General features: G+C 53.1%; 10 protein-coding genes and 4 tRNA genes. All 14 read left to right on the top strand.

The window, feature by feature from the left end:
• The first annotated feature begins 399 nt into the window (after positions 1–399).
• A tRNA-Thr gene (locus KB890_RS13115) sits at positions 400–475 on the top strand.
• A 10-nt stretch (positions 476–485) separates the two neighbouring features.
• Positions 486–570, top strand: a tRNA-Tyr gene (locus tag KB890_RS13110).
• A 115-nt stretch (positions 571–685) separates the two neighbouring features.
• Positions 686–760: transfer RNA gene (locus tag KB890_RS13105), tRNA-Gly, on the top strand.
• 5 nt (positions 761–765) lie between these two features.
• Positions 766–841: transfer RNA gene (locus tag KB890_RS13100), tRNA-Thr, on the top strand.
• A gap of 115 nt (positions 842–956) precedes the next feature.
• Positions 957–2141: an elongation factor Tu gene (tuf, locus tag KB890_RS13095; RefSeq protein WP_004174069.1), complete on the top strand. Its 1185-nt coding sequence runs from the start codon at positions 957–959 to the stop codon at positions 2139–2141.
• 336 nt (positions 2142–2477) lie between these two features.
• Positions 2478–2861, top strand: a complete 384-nt coding sequence (gene secE, locus KB890_RS13090; protein WP_002883772.1) for a preprotein translocase subunit SecE — start codon at positions 2478–2480, stop codon at positions 2859–2861.
• A gap of 1 nt (position 2862) precedes the next feature.
• The gene (gene nusG / locus KB890_RS13085) at positions 2863–3408 is read left to right on the top strand and encodes a transcription termination/antitermination protein NusG (RefSeq protein WP_001287521.1); all 546 of its coding nucleotides are present in this window, start codon (positions 2863–2865) and stop codon (positions 3406–3408) included.
• Positions 3409–3564: 156 nt separating this feature from the next.
• Positions 3565–3993, top strand: coding sequence for a 50S ribosomal protein L11 (rplK, locus tag KB890_RS13080; RefSeq protein WP_002884034.1), 429 nt, complete (start codon positions 3565–3567; stop codon positions 3991–3993).
• Positions 3994–3996: 3 nt separating this feature from the next.
• Complete coding sequence (gene rplA, locus KB890_RS13075) at positions 3997–4701, top strand: 50S ribosomal protein L1 (RefSeq protein ID WP_002884036.1); 705 nt, start codon at positions 3997–3999, stop codon at positions 4699–4701.
• Between the two features lie 413 nt (positions 4702–5114).
• Positions 5115–5612, top strand: a complete 498-nt coding sequence (gene rplJ, locus KB890_RS13070; RefSeq protein WP_001207203.1) for a 50S ribosomal protein L10 — start codon at positions 5115–5117, stop codon at positions 5610–5612.
• 66 nt (positions 5613–5678) lie between these two features.
• On the top strand, positions 5679–6044 hold the full coding sequence (gene rplL / locus KB890_RS13065; protein ID WP_002884142.1) for a 50S ribosomal protein L7/L12: 366 nt from the start codon (positions 5679–5681) through the stop codon (positions 6042–6044).
• A gap of 324 nt (positions 6045–6368) precedes the next feature.
• Complete coding sequence (gene rpoB / locus KB890_RS13060; RefSeq protein ID WP_004152306.1) at positions 6369–10397, top strand: DNA-directed RNA polymerase subunit beta; 4029 nt, start codon at positions 6369–6371, stop codon at positions 10395–10397.
• A gap of 76 nt (positions 10398–10473) precedes the next feature.
• Positions 10474–14697 (top strand): DNA-directed RNA polymerase subunit beta', encoded by a 4224-nt coding sequence (gene rpoC, locus KB890_RS13055; RefSeq protein WP_002884146.1) that lies wholly within the window; start codon positions 10474–10476, stop codon positions 14695–14697.
• Between the two features lie 400 nt (positions 14698–15097).
• On the top strand, positions 15098–16438 hold the full coding sequence (gene dcuB, locus KB890_RS13050) for an anaerobic C4-dicarboxylate transporter DcuB (protein WP_002884148.1): 1341 nt from the start codon (positions 15098–15100) through the stop codon (positions 16436–16438).
• Positions 16439–16445 lie beyond the last annotated feature (7 nt).

Here is a 16445-nt window from a genome sequence, read left to right as displayed (position 1 = left end):
TGAAACGGTGATGCTTCACACGAGTTAATCAGGACAATGGGCAGGAGGGTAACACCAGATTGCCGGGAATAATAAGAAAAAAACTCATTGAATGCTGCTTTCTCGCGCCAGCATCACAAGAGAAGAATAAGTTTCTTATTCTTTGCAAAGCATGGCCTTTGCTAACAGGCTAGGCTAGCGGCCTGAATCCTTTCCGTCAGCGGTCAGCATGCGATAGAGGTAACCGGAGATGATCGGACAGCGCCTGAAGAGCCGAATTATTGGCGAATATTTGCACTCCGCTGCTTGAAATTACACCGTTTTTTCGCGTGAGAGCACAAAATGTGAGCAAGAGAACGTTTTATGCAAATTTTTAGTTGCATGAACTCGCTCCTCTCCCTAGAATGCGCGCTACTTGATGCCGACTTAGCTCAGTAGGTAGAGCAACTGACTTGTAATCAGTAGGTCACCAGTTCGATTCCGGTAGTCGGCACCATAACAATTTGGGTGGGGTTCCCGAGCGGCCAAAGGGAGCAGACTGTAAATCTGCCGTCATCGACTTCGAAGGTTCGAATCCTTCCCCCACCACCACTTTCTGGCGACGCTTTGCGGAGCCGGAGTTGGTTGGGTAAACTAATCAGCTCAATACTAAAGAGAGCAGTCTCTTTAGTATTACAGAAAGAACTGGGTAGCCGAGTTTCAGGATGCGGGCATCGTATAATGGCTATTACCTCAGCCTTCCAAGCTGATGATGCGGGTTCGATTCCCGCTGCCCGCTCCAGACGTGCTGATATGGCTCAGTTGGTAGAGCGCACCCTTGGTAAGGGTGAGGTCCCCAGTTCGACTCTGGGTATCAGCACCACTTCTTTTCTCTCCTTCCCTGTTTCTCTTCTGTTATGTTCATTCAACAAGTCGGGCATGTTGCCTGGTTGATGTGGTGATATCACCGATTTATCCGTGTCTTAGAGGGACAATCGATGTCTAAAGAAAAGTTTGAACGTACAAAACCGCACGTTAACGTCGGTACTATCGGCCACGTTGACCATGGTAAAACAACGCTGACCGCTGCCATCACTACCGTACTGGCTAAAACCTACGGTGGTTCCGCTCGCGCATTCGACCAGATCGATAACGCGCCGGAAGAAAAAGCTCGTGGTATCACCATCAACACCTCTCACGTTGAATACGACACCCCGACTCGCCACTACGCGCACGTAGACTGCCCGGGCCACGCCGACTATGTTAAAAACATGATCACCGGTGCTGCGCAGATGGACGGCGCGATCCTGGTTGTTGCTGCGACTGACGGCCCGATGCCGCAGACTCGTGAGCACATCCTGCTGGGTCGTCAGGTAGGCGTTCCGTACATCATCGTGTTCCTGAACAAATGCGACATGGTTGATGACGAAGAGCTGCTGGAACTGGTTGAGATGGAAGTTCGTGAACTGCTGTCTCAGTACGATTTCCCGGGCGACGACACCCCGATCGTTCGTGGTTCTGCTCTGAAAGCGCTGGAAGGCGACGCAGAGTGGGAAGCGAAAATCATCGAACTGGCTGGCCACCTGGATACCTATATCCCGGAACCAGAGCGTGCGATTGACAAGCCGTTCCTGCTGCCGATCGAAGACGTATTCTCCATCTCCGGTCGTGGTACCGTTGTTACCGGTCGTGTAGAGCGCGGTATCATCAAAGTAGGTGAAGAAGTTGAAATCGTTGGTATCAAAGAAACCGCGAAAACCACCTGTACTGGCGTTGAAATGTTCCGCAAACTGCTGGACGAAGGCCGTGCTGGTGAGAACGTAGGTGTTCTGCTGCGTGGTATCAAACGTGAAGAAATCGAACGTGGTCAGGTACTGGCTAAGCCGGGCACCATCAACCCGCACACCAAGTTCGAATCTGAAGTGTACATCCTGTCCAAAGATGAAGGCGGCCGTCATACTCCGTTCTTCAAAGGCTACCGTCCGCAGTTCTACTTCCGTACTACTGACGTGACTGGCACCATCGAACTGCCGGAAGGCGTAGAGATGGTAATGCCGGGCGACAACATCAAAATGGTTGTTACCCTGATCCACCCGATCGCGATGGACGACGGTCTGCGTTTCGCAATCCGTGAAGGCGGTCGTACCGTTGGCGCGGGCGTGGTTGCTAAAGTTCTCGGCTAATCGCTGATAACATTTGACGCAATGCGCAATAAAAGGGCATCATTTGATGCCCTTTTTGCACGCTTTCACACCAGAACCTGGCTCATCAGTGATTTTATTTGTCATAATCATTGCTGAGACAGGCTCTGAAGAGGGCGTTTATACACCAAACCATTCGAGCCTCAGGGCGACGGCTAATCAACTCCTTCTTTGCAACAGCAGGGCAGGAGTGACACCACCGTCAACATTGAAGCAATTTGAATAGTTAAGTGTATAATCCGAAACTTAATTTCGGTTTGGATCGCCTCGCCCCCGCGGGGTGAAATTGTTTGTAGAATACTTCTGACAGGTTGGTTTATGAGTGCGAATACCGAAGCTCAAGGGAGCGGGCGCGGCCTGGAAGCGATGAAGTGGATTATCGTTGCCGTGCTGCTGATCGTGGCGATCGTGGGCAACTTCCTTTATCGTGACATTATGCTGGCGGTGCGTGCGCTGGCCGTGGTTATTCTTATTGCTGCTGCCGGTGGCGTCGCGCTGTTGACGACGAAAGGTAAGGCGACCGTTGCTTTTGCTCGCGAAGCGAGAACCGAAGTTCGTAAAGTGATTTGGCCGACTCGCCAGGAAACGCTGCATACTACGCTGATTGTTGCTGCCGTGACTGCAGTAATGTCACTGATCCTGTGGGGACTGGATGGTATTCTGGTTCGCCTGGTCTCCTTTATCACTGGCCTGAGGTTCTGAGATGTCTGAAGCTCCTAAAAAGCGCTGGTACGTCGTTCAGGCGTTTTCCGGTTTTGAAGGTCGCGTAGCCACGTCGCTGCGTGAACATATCAAATTACACAACATGGAAGAGTTATTTGGCGAAGTCATGGTCCCGACCGAAGAAGTGGTTGAGATCCGTGGCGGCCAGCGTCGCAAAAGCGAACGTAAATTCTTCCCGGGCTATGTCCTGGTTCAGATGGTCATGAACGACGCAAGCTGGCACCTGGTGCGCAGCGTACCGCGCGTGATGGGCTTCATCGGCGGCACCTCTGACCGTCCGGCGCCGATCAGCGACAAAGAAGTCGACGCCATCATGAATCGTCTGCAGCAGGTTGGCGATAAGCCGCGTCCGAAAACGCTGTTTGAACCGGGTGAAATGGTTCGCGTTAACGACGGTCCGTTCGCTGACTTTAACGGCGTGGTGGAAGAAGTGGACTATGAGAAGTCCCGCCTGAAAGTTTCCGTTTCTATCTTCGGTCGTGCGACCCCGGTAGAACTGGACTTCAGCCAGGTTGAGAAGGCGTAAGCCGGCGATCAAAAAAGCAGCGATTTAATCGTTGCATAGGGCGCGAAATTGGCATACAATTTCGCGCCTTTTGTTTTTATGGGCCCGGCCCGTAAAACGATGTTTAATTACGGGGAGCTTCTCTGAAGCGTTAATACCCATTTTGAGGATTTAAGAATGGCTAAGAAAGTCCAAGCCTACGTCAAGCTGCAGGTTGCAGCTGGTATGGCGAACCCGAGCCCGCCGGTCGGCCCAGCACTGGGTCAGCAGGGCGTGAACATCATGGAATTCTGCAAAGCGTTCAACGCCAAAACTGATTCCCTGGAGAAAGGTCTGCCGATCCCGGTTGTTATCACCGTTTACGCTGACCGTTCCTTTACCTTTGTTACCAAGACTCCGCCGGCTGCTGTTCTGCTGAAGAAAGCTGCAGGCATCAAGTCTGGTTCCGGTAAGCCGAACAAAGATAAAGTGGGTAAAATCTCCCGCGCTCAGCTGCAGGAAATCGCGCAGACCAAAGCTGCCGACATGACTGGTGCCGACATTGAAGCGATGACTCGCTCCATCGAAGGTACTGCACGTTCCATGGGCCTGGTAGTGGAGGACTAAGAAATGGCTAAACTGACCAAGCGCATGCGCGTGATCCGTGAGAAAGTTGATGCAACTAAACAGTACGACATCAACGAAGCCATTGCTCTGCTGAAAGAGCTGGCCACCGCTAAATTTACCGAAAGCGTAGACGTTGCCGTTAACCTCGGCATCGACGCTCGTAAATCTGACCAGAACGTCCGTGGCGCAACTGTACTGCCGCACGGTACTGGCCGTTCCGTTCGCGTAGCCGTATTTACCCAGGGCGCAAACGCTGAAGCTGCTAAAGCTGCAGGCGCTGAGCTGGTAGGTATGGAAGATCTGGCTGAGCAGATCAAAAAAGGCGAAATGAACTTTGACGTTGTTATTGCTTCCCCGGATGCAATGCGCGTTGTTGGCCAGCTGGGCCAGGTTCTGGGTCCGCGTGGCCTGATGCCGAACCCGAAAGTAGGTACCGTAACTCCGAACGTTGCTGAAGCGGTTAAAAACGCGAAAGCAGGCCAGGTTCGTTACCGTAACGACAAAAACGGCATCATCCACACCACCATCGGTAAAGTGGACTTTGACGCTGACAAACTGAAAGAAAACCTGGAAGCTCTGCTGGTTGCGCTGAAAAAAGCAAAACCGACTCAGGCGAAAGGCGTGTACATCAAGAAAGTTAGCATCTCCACCACTATGGGTGCAGGTGTTGCAGTAGATCAGGCTGGCCTGAACGCTTCTGCAAACTAATGCCTTTACGTGGGCGGTGATTTTGTCTACAATCTTACCCCCACGATTCTGTCAATAAGACAGACGCTATGCGAGTCATTTGAATTGCAGCAAGGCAGCAATCGAGTGAATCACCGGGAGTGTAGTTAACTACATGACCGGTGTGAACGAGAGCAGCTAACGCCGCTGCGGTTCGAAGGACGAAGTCATAGGAAGAATTTGTTCGTTGGAGCCTGGCCTATCCAGGCCTCCGTCGAAGACCGCAGGTGTTTCGCAAGAAACTTAATCCCCTGCGTAGACGGTGACAGAACGCTAAGATTATTTTTGGATATTCTGGCTTGTTTCTGCTCACCGTATTTAGACGCTCTTTTCGTTGAATTGAGTGAAGTGAGTTCCAGAGCATAGGCTCTGGCAAACATCCAGGAGCAAAGCTAATGGCTTTAAATCTTCAAGACAAACAAGCGATTGTTGCTGAAGTCAGCGAAGTAGCCAAAGGCGCGCTGTCTGCAGTAGTTGCGGATTCCCGTGGCGTAACTGTAGATAAAATGACTGAACTGCGTAAAGCAGGTCGTGAAGCTGGCGTATACATGCGTGTTGTTCGTAACACCCTGCTGCGCCGCGTCGTTGAAGGTACTCAGTTCGAGTGCCTGAAAGACACGTTTGTTGGTCCGACCCTGATTGCATACTCTATGGAACACCCGGGCGCTGCTGCTCGTCTGTTCAAAGAGTTCGCGAAAGCGAATGCAAAATTTGAGGTCAAAGCCGCTGCCTTTGAAGGTGAGCTGATCCCGGCGTCGCAGATCGACCGCCTGGCAACTCTGCCGACCTACGAAGAAGCAATTGCACGCCTGATGGCAACCATGAAAGAAGCTTCGGCTGGCAAACTGGTTCGTACTCTGGCTGCTGTACGCGATGCGAAAGAAGCTGCTTAATCGCAGTTATCTTTGTAAAGCATTCGCTTACGTATAAACTTATTCTGATATTCAGGAACAATTTAAATGTCTATCACTAAAGATCAAATCATTGAAGCAGTATCCGCTATGTCCGTAATGGACGTTGTTGAGCTGATCTCTGCAATGGAAGAAAAATTCGGTGTTTCCGCTGCTGCTGCTGTAGCTGTAGCTGCTGGCCCGGTTGAAGCTGCTGAAGAAAAAACTGAATTCGACGTAATTCTGAAAGCTGCTGGCGCTAACAAAGTTGCTGTTATCAAAGCAGTACGTGGCGCAACTGGCCTGGGTCTGAAAGAAGCTAAAGACCTGGTAGAATCTGCTCCGGCTGCACTGAAAGAAGGCATCAGCAAAGACGACGCTGAAGCTCTGAAAAAATCTCTGGAAGAAGCTGGCGCTGAAGTTGAAGTTAAATAAGCCAACCCTTCCGGTTGCAGCCTGAGAAATCAGGCTGAGGCTGGTGACTTTTTGGTCACCAGCCTTTTTGCGCTGTAAGGCGCCAGTAGCGTTTCACGCTGTTTGACTACTGGTTTGCCTCTCAATGCTTGTTTCTATCGACGACTTAATATACTGCGACAGGTTAGGGTTCCTGGGCTGTGTAAATCGCAATGAAATGGTTTAAGCGTGATAGCAACAGGCATTGCGGAAAGTGTTCCATTTTCCGGTCAACAAAATAGTGTTGCATAAAAAACTGCCCTCTGCGGGCAGATGGGTCGACTTGTCAGCGAGCTGAGGAACCCTATGGTTTACTCCTATACCGAGAAAAAACGTATTCGTAAGGATTTTGGTAAACGTCCACAAGTTCTGGATGTGCCATATCTCCTTTCTATCCAGCTTGACTCGTTCCAGAAGTTTATCGAGCAAGATCCTGAAGGGCAGTATGGTCTGGAAGCTGCTTTCCGTTCCGTATTCCCGATTCAGAGCTACAGCGGTAATTCCGAGCTGCAATACGTCAGCTACCGTCTGGGCGAACCGGTTTTTGACGTTAAAGAATGTCAGATCCGTGGCGTGACTTATTCTGCACCGCTGCGCGTAAAACTGCGTCTGGTGATCTACGAGCGCGAAGCGCCAGAAGGCACCGTCAAAGACATTAAAGAACAAGAAGTCTACATGGGCGAAATTCCGCTCATGACCGACAACGGTACCTTTGTTATCAACGGTACCGAGCGTGTTATCGTTTCTCAGCTGCACCGTAGCCCGGGCGTCTTCTTTGACAGTGACAAAGGTAAGACCCACTCCTCCGGTAAGGTTCTGTATAACGCACGTATCATCCCTTACCGCGGTTCCTGGCTGGACTTCGAATTCGACCCGAAAGACAACCTGTTCGTTCGTATCGACCGTCGTCGTAAGCTGCCGGCTACCATCATCCTGCGCGCGCTGAATTACACCACTGAGCAGATCCTTGACCTGTTCTTCGAAAAAGTGGTCTTTGAAATTCGCGACAACAAGCTGCAGATGGAGCTGATTCCGGAGCGTCTGCGCGGTGAAACTGCCTCCTTCGATATCGAAGCCAACGGCAAAGTGTACGTTGAGAAAGGCCGTCGCATCACGGCTCGTCATATCCGTCAGCTGGAAAAAGACGATATCAAGCATATCGAAGTGCCGGTTGAATATATCGCGGGCAAAGTGGCGGCTAAAGACTATATCGATGAAGCGACTGGCGAACTGATCTGCCCGGCGAACATGGAGCTGAGCCTGGATCTGCTGGCTAAGCTGAGCCAGTCTGGCCACAAGCGTATCGAAACGCTGTTCACCAACGATCTGGACCACGGCCCGTACATCTCTGAAACGGTACGCGTCGACCCGACTAACGATCGTCTGAGCGCGCTGGTAGAAATCTACCGCATGATGCGCCCTGGCGAGCCGCCGACTCGTGAAGCCGCTGAAAGTCTGTTTGAGAACCTGTTCTTCTCTGAAGACCGCTACGATCTGTCCGCGGTTGGTCGTATGAAGTTCAACCGTTCTCTGCTGCGCGACGAAATCGAAGGTTCCGGTATCCTGAGCAAAGACGACATCATCGAAGTGATGAAGAAGCTCATCGATATCCGTAACGGTAAAGGCGAAGTGGACGATATCGACCACCTCGGCAACCGTCGTATCCGTTCCGTTGGCGAAATGGCGGAAAACCAGTTCCGCGTTGGCCTGGTACGTGTAGAGCGTGCGGTGAAAGAGCGTCTGTCTCTTGGCGATCTGGATACCCTGATGCCTCAGGATATGATCAACGCCAAGCCGATTTCCGCAGCAGTGAAAGAGTTCTTTGGTTCCAGTCAGCTGTCTCAGTTTATGGACCAGAACAACCCGCTGTCTGAGATTACGCACAAACGTCGTATCTCCGCACTCGGCCCAGGCGGTCTGACCCGTGAGCGCGCAGGCTTCGAAGTTCGAGACGTACACCCGACCCACTACGGTCGCGTATGTCCGATCGAAACGCCTGAAGGTCCGAACATCGGTCTGATTAACTCCCTGTCCGTGTACGCGCAGACCAACGAATATGGCTTCCTTGAGACGCCGTATCGTAAAGTGACCAACGGTGTGGTTACTGACGAAATTCACTACCTGTCTGCTATCGAAGAAGGCAACTACGTTATCGCTCAGGCGAACTCCAACCTGGATGAAAACGGCCACTTCGTAGAAGATCTGGTTACCTGCCGTAGCAAAGGCGAATCCAGCTTGTTCAGCCGCGACCAGGTTGACTACATGGACGTATCCACCCAGCAGGTGGTATCCGTCGGTGCGTCCCTGATCCCGTTCCTGGAACACGATGACGCCAACCGTGCATTGATGGGTGCGAACATGCAACGTCAGGCGGTTCCGACTCTGCGCGCTGATAAGCCGCTGGTTGGTACCGGTATGGAACGTGCTGTTGCCGTTGACTCCGGTGTTACTGCCGTGGCTAAACGTGGCGGTACCGTTCAGTACGTGGATGCTTCCCGTATCGTTATCAAAGTTAACGAAGACGAGATGTACCCGGGCGAAGCAGGTATCGACATCTATAACCTGACCAAGTACACCCGTTCTAACCAGAACACCTGCATCAACCAGATGCCTTGCGTGTCCCTGGGCGAACCTATTGAGCGCGGCGACGTGCTGGCAGACGGCCCGTCCACCGACCTCGGTGAGCTGGCGCTGGGTCAGAACATGCGTGTAGCGTTCATGCCGTGGAACGGTTACAACTTCGAAGACTCCATCCTCGTTTCCGAGCGTGTTGTCCAGGAAGACCGTTTCACCACTATCCACATTCAGGAACTGGCGTGCGTGTCCCGTGACACCAAGCTGGGGCCGGAAGAGATCACCGCTGACATCCCGAACGTGGGTGAAGCTGCGCTCTCCAAACTGGATGAATCCGGTATCGTTTATATCGGTGCGGAAGTGACCGGCGGCGACATTCTGGTTGGTAAGGTAACGCCGAAAGGTGAAACCCAGCTGACGCCGGAAGAGAAACTGCTGCGCGCGATCTTCGGTGAGAAAGCGTCTGACGTTAAAGACTCTTCTCTGCGCGTACCGAACGGTGTCTCTGGTACCGTTATCGACGTTCAGGTCTTTACCCGTGACGGCGTAGAAAAAGACAAACGTGCTCTGGAAATCGAAGAGATGCAGCTGAAGCAGGCCAAAAAAGACCTGTCTGAAGAACTGCAGATCCTCGAAGCCGGTCTGTTCAGTCGTATCTACGCGGTGCTGGTCTCCGGTGGCGTTGAAGCTGAGAAGCTCGACAAGCTGCCTCGCGATCGCTGGCTGGAACTGGGCCTGACCGACGAAGAGAAACAAAATCAGCTGGAACAGCTGGCTGAGCAGTATGACGAACTGAAACACGAGTTCGAGAAAAAACTCGAAGCGAAACGCCGTAAAATCACCCAAGGCGACGATCTGGCACCGGGCGTGCTGAAGATTGTTAAGGTATATCTGGCCGTTAAACGCCGTATCCAGCCTGGTGATAAGATGGCAGGTCGTCACGGTAACAAGGGTGTTATCTCTAAGATCAACCCGATCGAAGATATGCCGCACGATGCTAACGGTACGCCGGTAGATATCGTACTGAACCCGCTGGGCGTACCGTCTCGTATGAACATCGGTCAGATCCTTGAAACTCACCTGGGTATGGCTGCAAAAGGCATCGGCGATAAGATCAACGCCATGCTGAAGCAGCAGCAGGAAGTCGCGAAACTGCGCGAATTCATCCAGCGTGCTTACGATCTGGGCGCTGACGTTCGCCAGAAAGTTGACCTGAATACCTTCAGCGATGAAGAAGTTCTGCGTCTGGCTGAAAACCTGCGTAAAGGCATGCCGATCGCAACGCCGGTATTCGACGGTGCGAAAGAAGCTGAAATCAAAGAGCTGCTGCAGCTGGGCGACCTGCCGACTTCCGGTCAGATCACCCTGTTTGATGGCCGCACCGGTGAACAGTTCGAACGTCCGGTAACCGTGGGTTACATGTACATGCTGAAACTGAACCACCTGGTCGACGACAAAATGCACGCTCGTTCCACCGGTTCTTACAGCCTGGTTACTCAGCAGCCGCTGGGTGGTAAGGCACAGTTCGGTGGTCAGCGCTTCGGTGAGATGGAAGTGTGGGCGCTGGAAGCATACGGCGCGGCCTACACCCTGCAGGAAATGCTCACCGTTAAGTCTGATGACGTGAACGGTCGTACCAAGATGTATAAAAACATCGTGGACGGCAATCACCAGATGGAACCGGGCATGCCGGAATCCTTCAACGTACTGTTGAAAGAAATTCGCTCGCTGGGCATCAACATCGAACTGGAAGACGAGTAATTCTCGCTCAAACAGGTCACTGCTGCCGGGTTAACGCCCGGCAGCGGAATGTGCTAACTCCGACGGGAGCAAATCCGTGAAAGACTTATTAAAGTTTCTGAAAGCGCAAACTAAAACCGAAGAGTTTGATGCGATCAAAATTGCTCTGGCTTCGCCAGACATGATCCGTTCATGGTCTTTCGGTGAAGTTAAAAAGCCGGAAACCATTAACTACCGTACGTTCAAACCTGAGCGTGACGGCCTTTTCTGCGCCCGTATCTTTGGGCCGGTAAAAGATTATGAGTGCCTGTGCGGTAAGTACAAGCGCCTGAAACACCGCGGTGTGATCTGTGAGAAGTGCGGCGTTGAAGTGACCCAGACTAAAGTGCGTCGTGAGCGCATGGGCCACATCGAGCTGGCATGTCCGACTGCGCACATCTGGTTCCTGAAATCCCTGCCGTCCCGTATCGGTCTGCTGCTGGATATGCCGCTGCGCGATATCGAACGTGTACTGTACTTTGAATCCTATGTGGTTATCGAAGGTGGCATGACCAACCTCGAACGCAACCAGATTCTGACGGAAGAACAGTACCTGGACGCGCTGGAAGAGTTCGGTGACGAATTCGACGCGAAAATGGGCGCGGAAGCGATCCAGGCGCTGCTGCGCAATATGGATCTGGAGCAGGAATGCGAGCAGCTGCGTGAAGAGCTGAACGAAACCAACTCCGAAACCAAGCGTAAAAAGCTGACCAAGCGCATTAAGCTGCTGGAAGCTTTCGTTCAGTCTGGCAACAAGCCGGAGTGGATGATCCTGACCGTTCTGCCGGTACTGCCGCCAGATCTGCGTCCGCTGGTTCCGCTGGACGGTGGTCGTTTCGCGACGTCTGACCTCAACGATCTGTATCGTCGCGTGATCAACCGTAACAACCGTCTGAAACGTCTGCTGGATCTGGCTGCGCCGGATATCATCGTACGCAACGAAAAACGTATGCTGCAGGAAGCGGTTGACGCCCTGCTGGATAACGGTCGTCGCGGTCGTGCGATCACCGGTTCTAACAAACGTCCTCTGAAATCTTTGGCCGATATGATCAAAGGTAAACAGGGTCGTTTCCGTCAGAACCTGCTCGGTAAACGCGTTGACTACTCCGGTCGTTCTGTTATCACCGTAGGTCCATACCTGCGTCTGCATCAGTGCGGTCTGCCGAAGAAAATGGCGCTGGAGCTGTTCAAACCGTTCATCTACGGCAAGCTGGAACTGCGTGGCCTGGCCACCACCATCAAAGCCGCTAAGAAGATGGTTGAGCGCGAAGAAGCTGTCGTTTGGGATATCCTGGACGAAGTTATCCGCGAACACCCGGTCCTGCTGAACCGTGCGCCAACCCTGCACCGTCTGGGTATTCAGGCATTCGAACCGGTTCTGATCGAAGGTAAAGCCATCCAGCTCCACCCGCTGGTTTGTGCGGCATACAACGCCGACTTCGATGGTGACCAGATGGCTGTTCACGTACCGCTGACGCTGGAAGCCCAGCTGGAAGCGCGTGCGCTGATGATGTCTACCAACAACATCCTGTCCCCGGCGAACGGCGAACCAATCATCGTTCCGTCTCAGGACGTTGTACTGGGTCTGTACTACATGACCCGTGACAGTGTTAACGCCAAAGGCGAAGGCATGGTGCTGACTGGCCCGAAAGAAGCTGAGCGTATTTATCGCGCCGGCCTGGCCTCTCTGCATGCGCGCGTTAAAGTGCGTATCACTGAATACGAAAAAGACGACAATGGTGAGTTTGTCGCGAAAACCAGCCTGAAAGACACGACCGTTGGCCGTGCCATTCTGTGGATGATCGTACCGAAAGGTCTGCCGTTCTCTATCGTGAACCAGGCGCTTGGTAAGAAAGCGATCTCCAAGATGCTGAACACCTGTTACCGTATTCTGGGTCTGAAACCGACCGTTATTTTTGCGGACCAGACGATGTACACCGGCTTTGCTTACGCAGCGCGTTCAGGTGCATCCGTTGGTATCGATGACATGGTCATCCCGGAGAAAAAATACGAAATCATCAGCGAAGCGGAAGCGGAAGTTGCTGAGATTCAGGAACAGTTCCAGTCCGGTCTGGTGACCGCGGGCGAACGCTACAACAAAGTTATCGATATCTGGGCTGCGGCGAACGATCGTGTATCCAAAGCGATGATGGATAACCTGCAAACCGAAACCGTGATTAACCGTGACGGTCAGGAAGAGCAGCAGGTTTCCTTCAACAGCATCTACATGATGGCCGACTCCGGTGCGCGTGGTTCTGCGGCACAGATTCGTCAGCTGGCTGGTATGCGTGGTCTGATGGCGAAGCCGGATGGCTCCATCATCGAAACGCCGATCACCGCGAACTTCCGTGAAGGTCTGAACGTACTCCAGTACTTCATCTCCACCCACGGTGCTCGTAAAGGTCTGGCGGATACCGCACTGAAAACAGCGAACTCCGGTTACCTGACTCGTCGTCTGGTTGACGTTGCGCAGGACCTGGTCGTCACTGAAGACGACTGCGGCACCCTGGAAGGCATCACCATGACGCCGGTTATCGAAGGTGGCGACGTTAAAGAGCCGCTGCGCGATCGCGTACTGGGTCGTGTGACTGCGGAAGATGTTCTGAAGCCGGGTACCGCGGATATTCTGGTTCCACGCAACACGCTGCTGCATGAGCACTGGTGTGACCTGCTGGAAGCGAACTCCGTTGACTCCGTCAAAGTGCGTTCCGTTGTATCCTGTGACACCGACTTTGGCGTCTGCGCGCACTGCTATGGTCGTGACCTGGCGCGTGGCCACCTCATCAACAAAGGTGAGGCTATCGGCGTTATCGCGGCACAGTCCATCGGTGAGCCGGGTACACAGCTGACGATGCGTACGTTCCACATCGGTGGTGCGGCATCTCGTGCGGCTGCTGAATCCAGCATCCAGGTGAAAAACAAAGGTAGCATCAAGCTCAGCAACGCGAAGTCGGTTGTGAACTCCAGTGGTAAGCTGGTTATCACTTCCCGTAATACCGAGCTGAAGCTGATCGACGAATTCGGTCGTACCAAAGAGAGCTATAAAGTACCTTACGGTGCGGTTATGGCGAAAGGCGACGGTGAGCAGGTTGCCGGCGGTGAAACCGTCGCAAACTGGGATCCGCACACCATGCCGGTTATCACCGAAGTTAGCGGTTTCATCCGTTTCACTGACATGATCGACGGCCAGACCATTACTCGTCAGACTGACGAGCTGACCGGTCTGTCTTCGCTGGTGGTTCTGGACTCTGCAGAACGTACCGCAGGTGGTAAAGATCTGCGTCCAGCACTGAAAATTGTTGATGCTCAGGGCAACGACGTTCTGATCCCAGGCACTGATATGCCTGCTCAGTACTTCCTGCCGGGTAAAGCGATTGTTCAGCTGGAAGATGGCGTACAGATCAGCTCGGGTGACACCCTGGCGCGTATTCCGCAGGAATCCGGCGGTACCAAGGATATCACCGGTGGTCTGCCGCGCGTTGCGGACCTGTTCGAAGCACGTCGTCCGAAAGAGCCGGCTATCCTGGCTGAAATCAGCGGTATCATTTCCTTCGGTAAAGAAACCAAAGGGAAACGTCGCCTGGTTATCACCCCGGTAGACGGTAGCGAGCCGTACGAAGAGATGATCCCGAAATGGCGTCAGCTCAACGTGTTCGAAGGTGAACGTGTGGAACGTGGTGATGTGGTTTCCGACGGTCCGGAAGCACCGCACGACATTCTGCGTCTGCGTGGCGTACATGCTGTGACCCGTTACATTGTTAACGAAGTCCAGGACGTATACCGTCTGCAGGGCGTTAAGATTAACGATAAGCACATCGAAGTTATCGTTCGTCAGATGCTGCGTAAAGCCACCATCGAAAGCGCAGGCAGCTCCGACTTCCTCGAAGGCGAGCAGGTGGAATACTCCCGCGTCAAGATCGCGAACCGCGAACTGGAAGCGAACGGCAAAGTGGGCGCAACGTTCTCCCGCGATCTGCTGGGTATCACCAAAGCGTCTCTGGCCACCGAGTCCTTCATCTCCGCGGCATCGTTCCAGGAGACCACTCGCGTGCTGACCGAAGCAGCCGTTGCGGGCAAACGCGACGAACTGCGCGGTCTGAAAGAGAACGTCATCGTGGGTCGTCTGATCCCGGCCGGTACCGGTTATGCGTATCACCAGGATCGTATGCGCCGTCGCGCTGCTGGCGAGCTGCCGGCGGCACCGCAGGTGAGCGTGGAAGAAGCGTCTGCCAACCTGGCAGAGCTGCTGAACGCAGGTCTGGGCGGTTCTGACAACGATTAATCGTTGATGCACTGCTAAAAAGCCGGTCAGGTTTCCTGACCGGCTTTTTTTATTGTCTATTTTCCGCCGCTTTCCCGGCCCTTAATTACATTTACGACATATTAAATCTTCATTTTCTTAGCAATTAATTCATGCAAAATATCTATTAGAAGCCTTTTTCTAAAACCTTTCTTTATGTATGGGTAAAACTTCTACTCATATCAAAAAATAATCAATTCAAAGGGTATATATTCAAAATACCTGATGAATCATGGGATTACTTCTGTTGCTGTATCTTCGGCGCGACGGCGCTGGAGAGGGATAGCCGCATCTCATGCTTCTCCCGGTCAGGCGCAGAAATAATCCCGACAGGCAGGTAGGGATCATTTTTAGATCTGAGTGGACAGGCTCTGGGGGCTGCATGGAATTCGCGATACAACTCATTATTATATTAATTTGTCTGTTTTATGGTGCCCGAAAAGGGGGTATTGCGCTGGGGCTGCTGGGCGGCATCGGTTTGGTGATCCTCGTCTTTGTTTTTCATCTCCAGCCGGGCAAACCGCCGGTTGATGTGATGCTGGTGATCATTGCAGTGGTAGCCGCCTCGGCGACCCTGCAGGCGTCCGGCGGGTTAGACGTGATGCTGCAGATTGCCGAGAAGCTGCTGCGGCGTAACCCGAAATATGTTTCTATCGTGGCGCCTTTCGTCACCTGCACGCTGACCATCCTCTGCGGTACCGGCCACGTGGTGTATACCATCCTGCCGATTATCTACGATGTGGCGATTAAGAATAACATTCGTCCGGAGCGTCCGATGGCCGCCAGCTCCATTGGCGCTCAGATGGGGATCATCGCCAGCCCGGTCTCGGTGGCGGTGGTATCGCTGGTGGCGATGCTGGGAAATTTTACCTTTAACGGGAAACACCTGGAGTTTCTCGATCTGCTGGCGATAACCATTCCGTCCACGCTGCTGGGTATTTTAGCCATCGGTATCTTCAGCTGGTTCCGCGGCAAAGACCTGGATCAGGACGAAGCCTTCCAGGCGTTTATTGCGCTCCCGGAGAACCGCCATTACGTCTATGGCGATACGGCGACCCTGCTGGACAAAAAGCTGCCGACCAGCAACTGGATAGCAATGTGGATTTTTCTGGCCTCTATCGCCGTGGTGGCGCTGCTTGGCGCTTTTTCTGAACTGCGCCCGGCCTTTGACGGTAAACCACTGTCGATGGTGCTGGTTATCCAGATGTTTATGCTGCTCTCCGGAGCGCTGATCATCATCATTACAAAAACTAACCCGGCATCGATTTCCAAAAATGAGGTCTTTCGTTCGGGAATGATCGCTATCGTCGCGGTGTACGGCATCGCGTGGATGGCGGAGACCATGTTTGGCGCGCACATGACCGAGATTAAAGGCGTGCTTGGTGAAATGGTAAAAGAGTATCCGTGGGCTTATGCCATCGTGCTGCTACTGGTTTCGAAATTTGTGAACTCCCAGGCGGCAGCGCTGGCGGCGATTGTGCCAGTAGCCCTGGCCATCGGCGTCGACCCGGCCTATATCGTGGCTTCTGCGCCGGCCTGCTATGGCTACTATATTCTGCCGACCTACCCAAGCGATCTGGCGGCGATCCAGTTTGATCGCTCAGGGACCACCCATATCGGCCGCTTTGTGATTAACCACAGCTTTATCCTGCCCGGGCTCATCGGCGTCGGCGTCTCCTGCGTGTTTGGCTGGGTATTCGCGGCGATGTACGGCTTTCTGTAAGAAGGAC

The sequence above is a fragment of the Klebsiella sp. P1954 genome, assembly GCF_018199955.1.
Taxonomy (GTDB): Bacteria; Pseudomonadota; Gammaproteobacteria; order Enterobacterales; family Enterobacteriaceae; genus Klebsiella; species Klebsiella pneumoniae.
The sequence above is the reverse complement of the archived record's forward strand: the minus strand, read 5'-3'. Positions and strand labels throughout refer to the sequence as shown.

Bases quoted from the DNA above. Each gene is read 5' to 3' on its own strand.
- tuf (WP_004174069.1), top strand. From the start codon at position 957: ATGTCTAAAGAAAAGTTTGAACGTACAAAACCGCACGTTAACGTCGGT.
- secE (WP_002883772.1), top strand. From the start codon at position 2,478: ATGAGTGCGAATACCGAAGCTCAAGGGAGCGGGCGCGGCCTGGAAGCG.
- nusG (WP_001287521.1), top strand. From the start codon at position 2,863: ATGTCTGAAGCTCCTAAAAAGCGCTGGTACGTCGTTCAGGCGTTTTCC.
- rplK (WP_002884034.1), top strand. From the start codon at position 3,565: ATGGCTAAGAAAGTCCAAGCCTACGTCAAGCTGCAGGTTGCAGCTGGT.
- rplA (WP_002884036.1), top strand. From the start codon at position 3,997: ATGGCTAAACTGACCAAGCGCATGCGCGTGATCCGTGAGAAAGTTGAT.
- rplJ (WP_001207203.1), top strand. From the start codon at position 5,115: ATGGCTTTAAATCTTCAAGACAAACAAGCGATTGTTGCTGAAGTCAGC.
- rplL (WP_002884142.1), top strand. From the start codon at position 5,679: ATGTCTATCACTAAAGATCAAATCATTGAAGCAGTATCCGCTATGTCC.
- rpoB (WP_004152306.1), top strand. From the start codon at position 6,369: ATGGTTTACTCCTATACCGAGAAAAAACGTATTCGTAAGGATTTTGGT.
- dcuB (WP_002884148.1), top strand. From the start codon at position 15,098: ATGGAATTCGCGATACAACTCATTATTATATTAATTTGTCTGTTTTAT.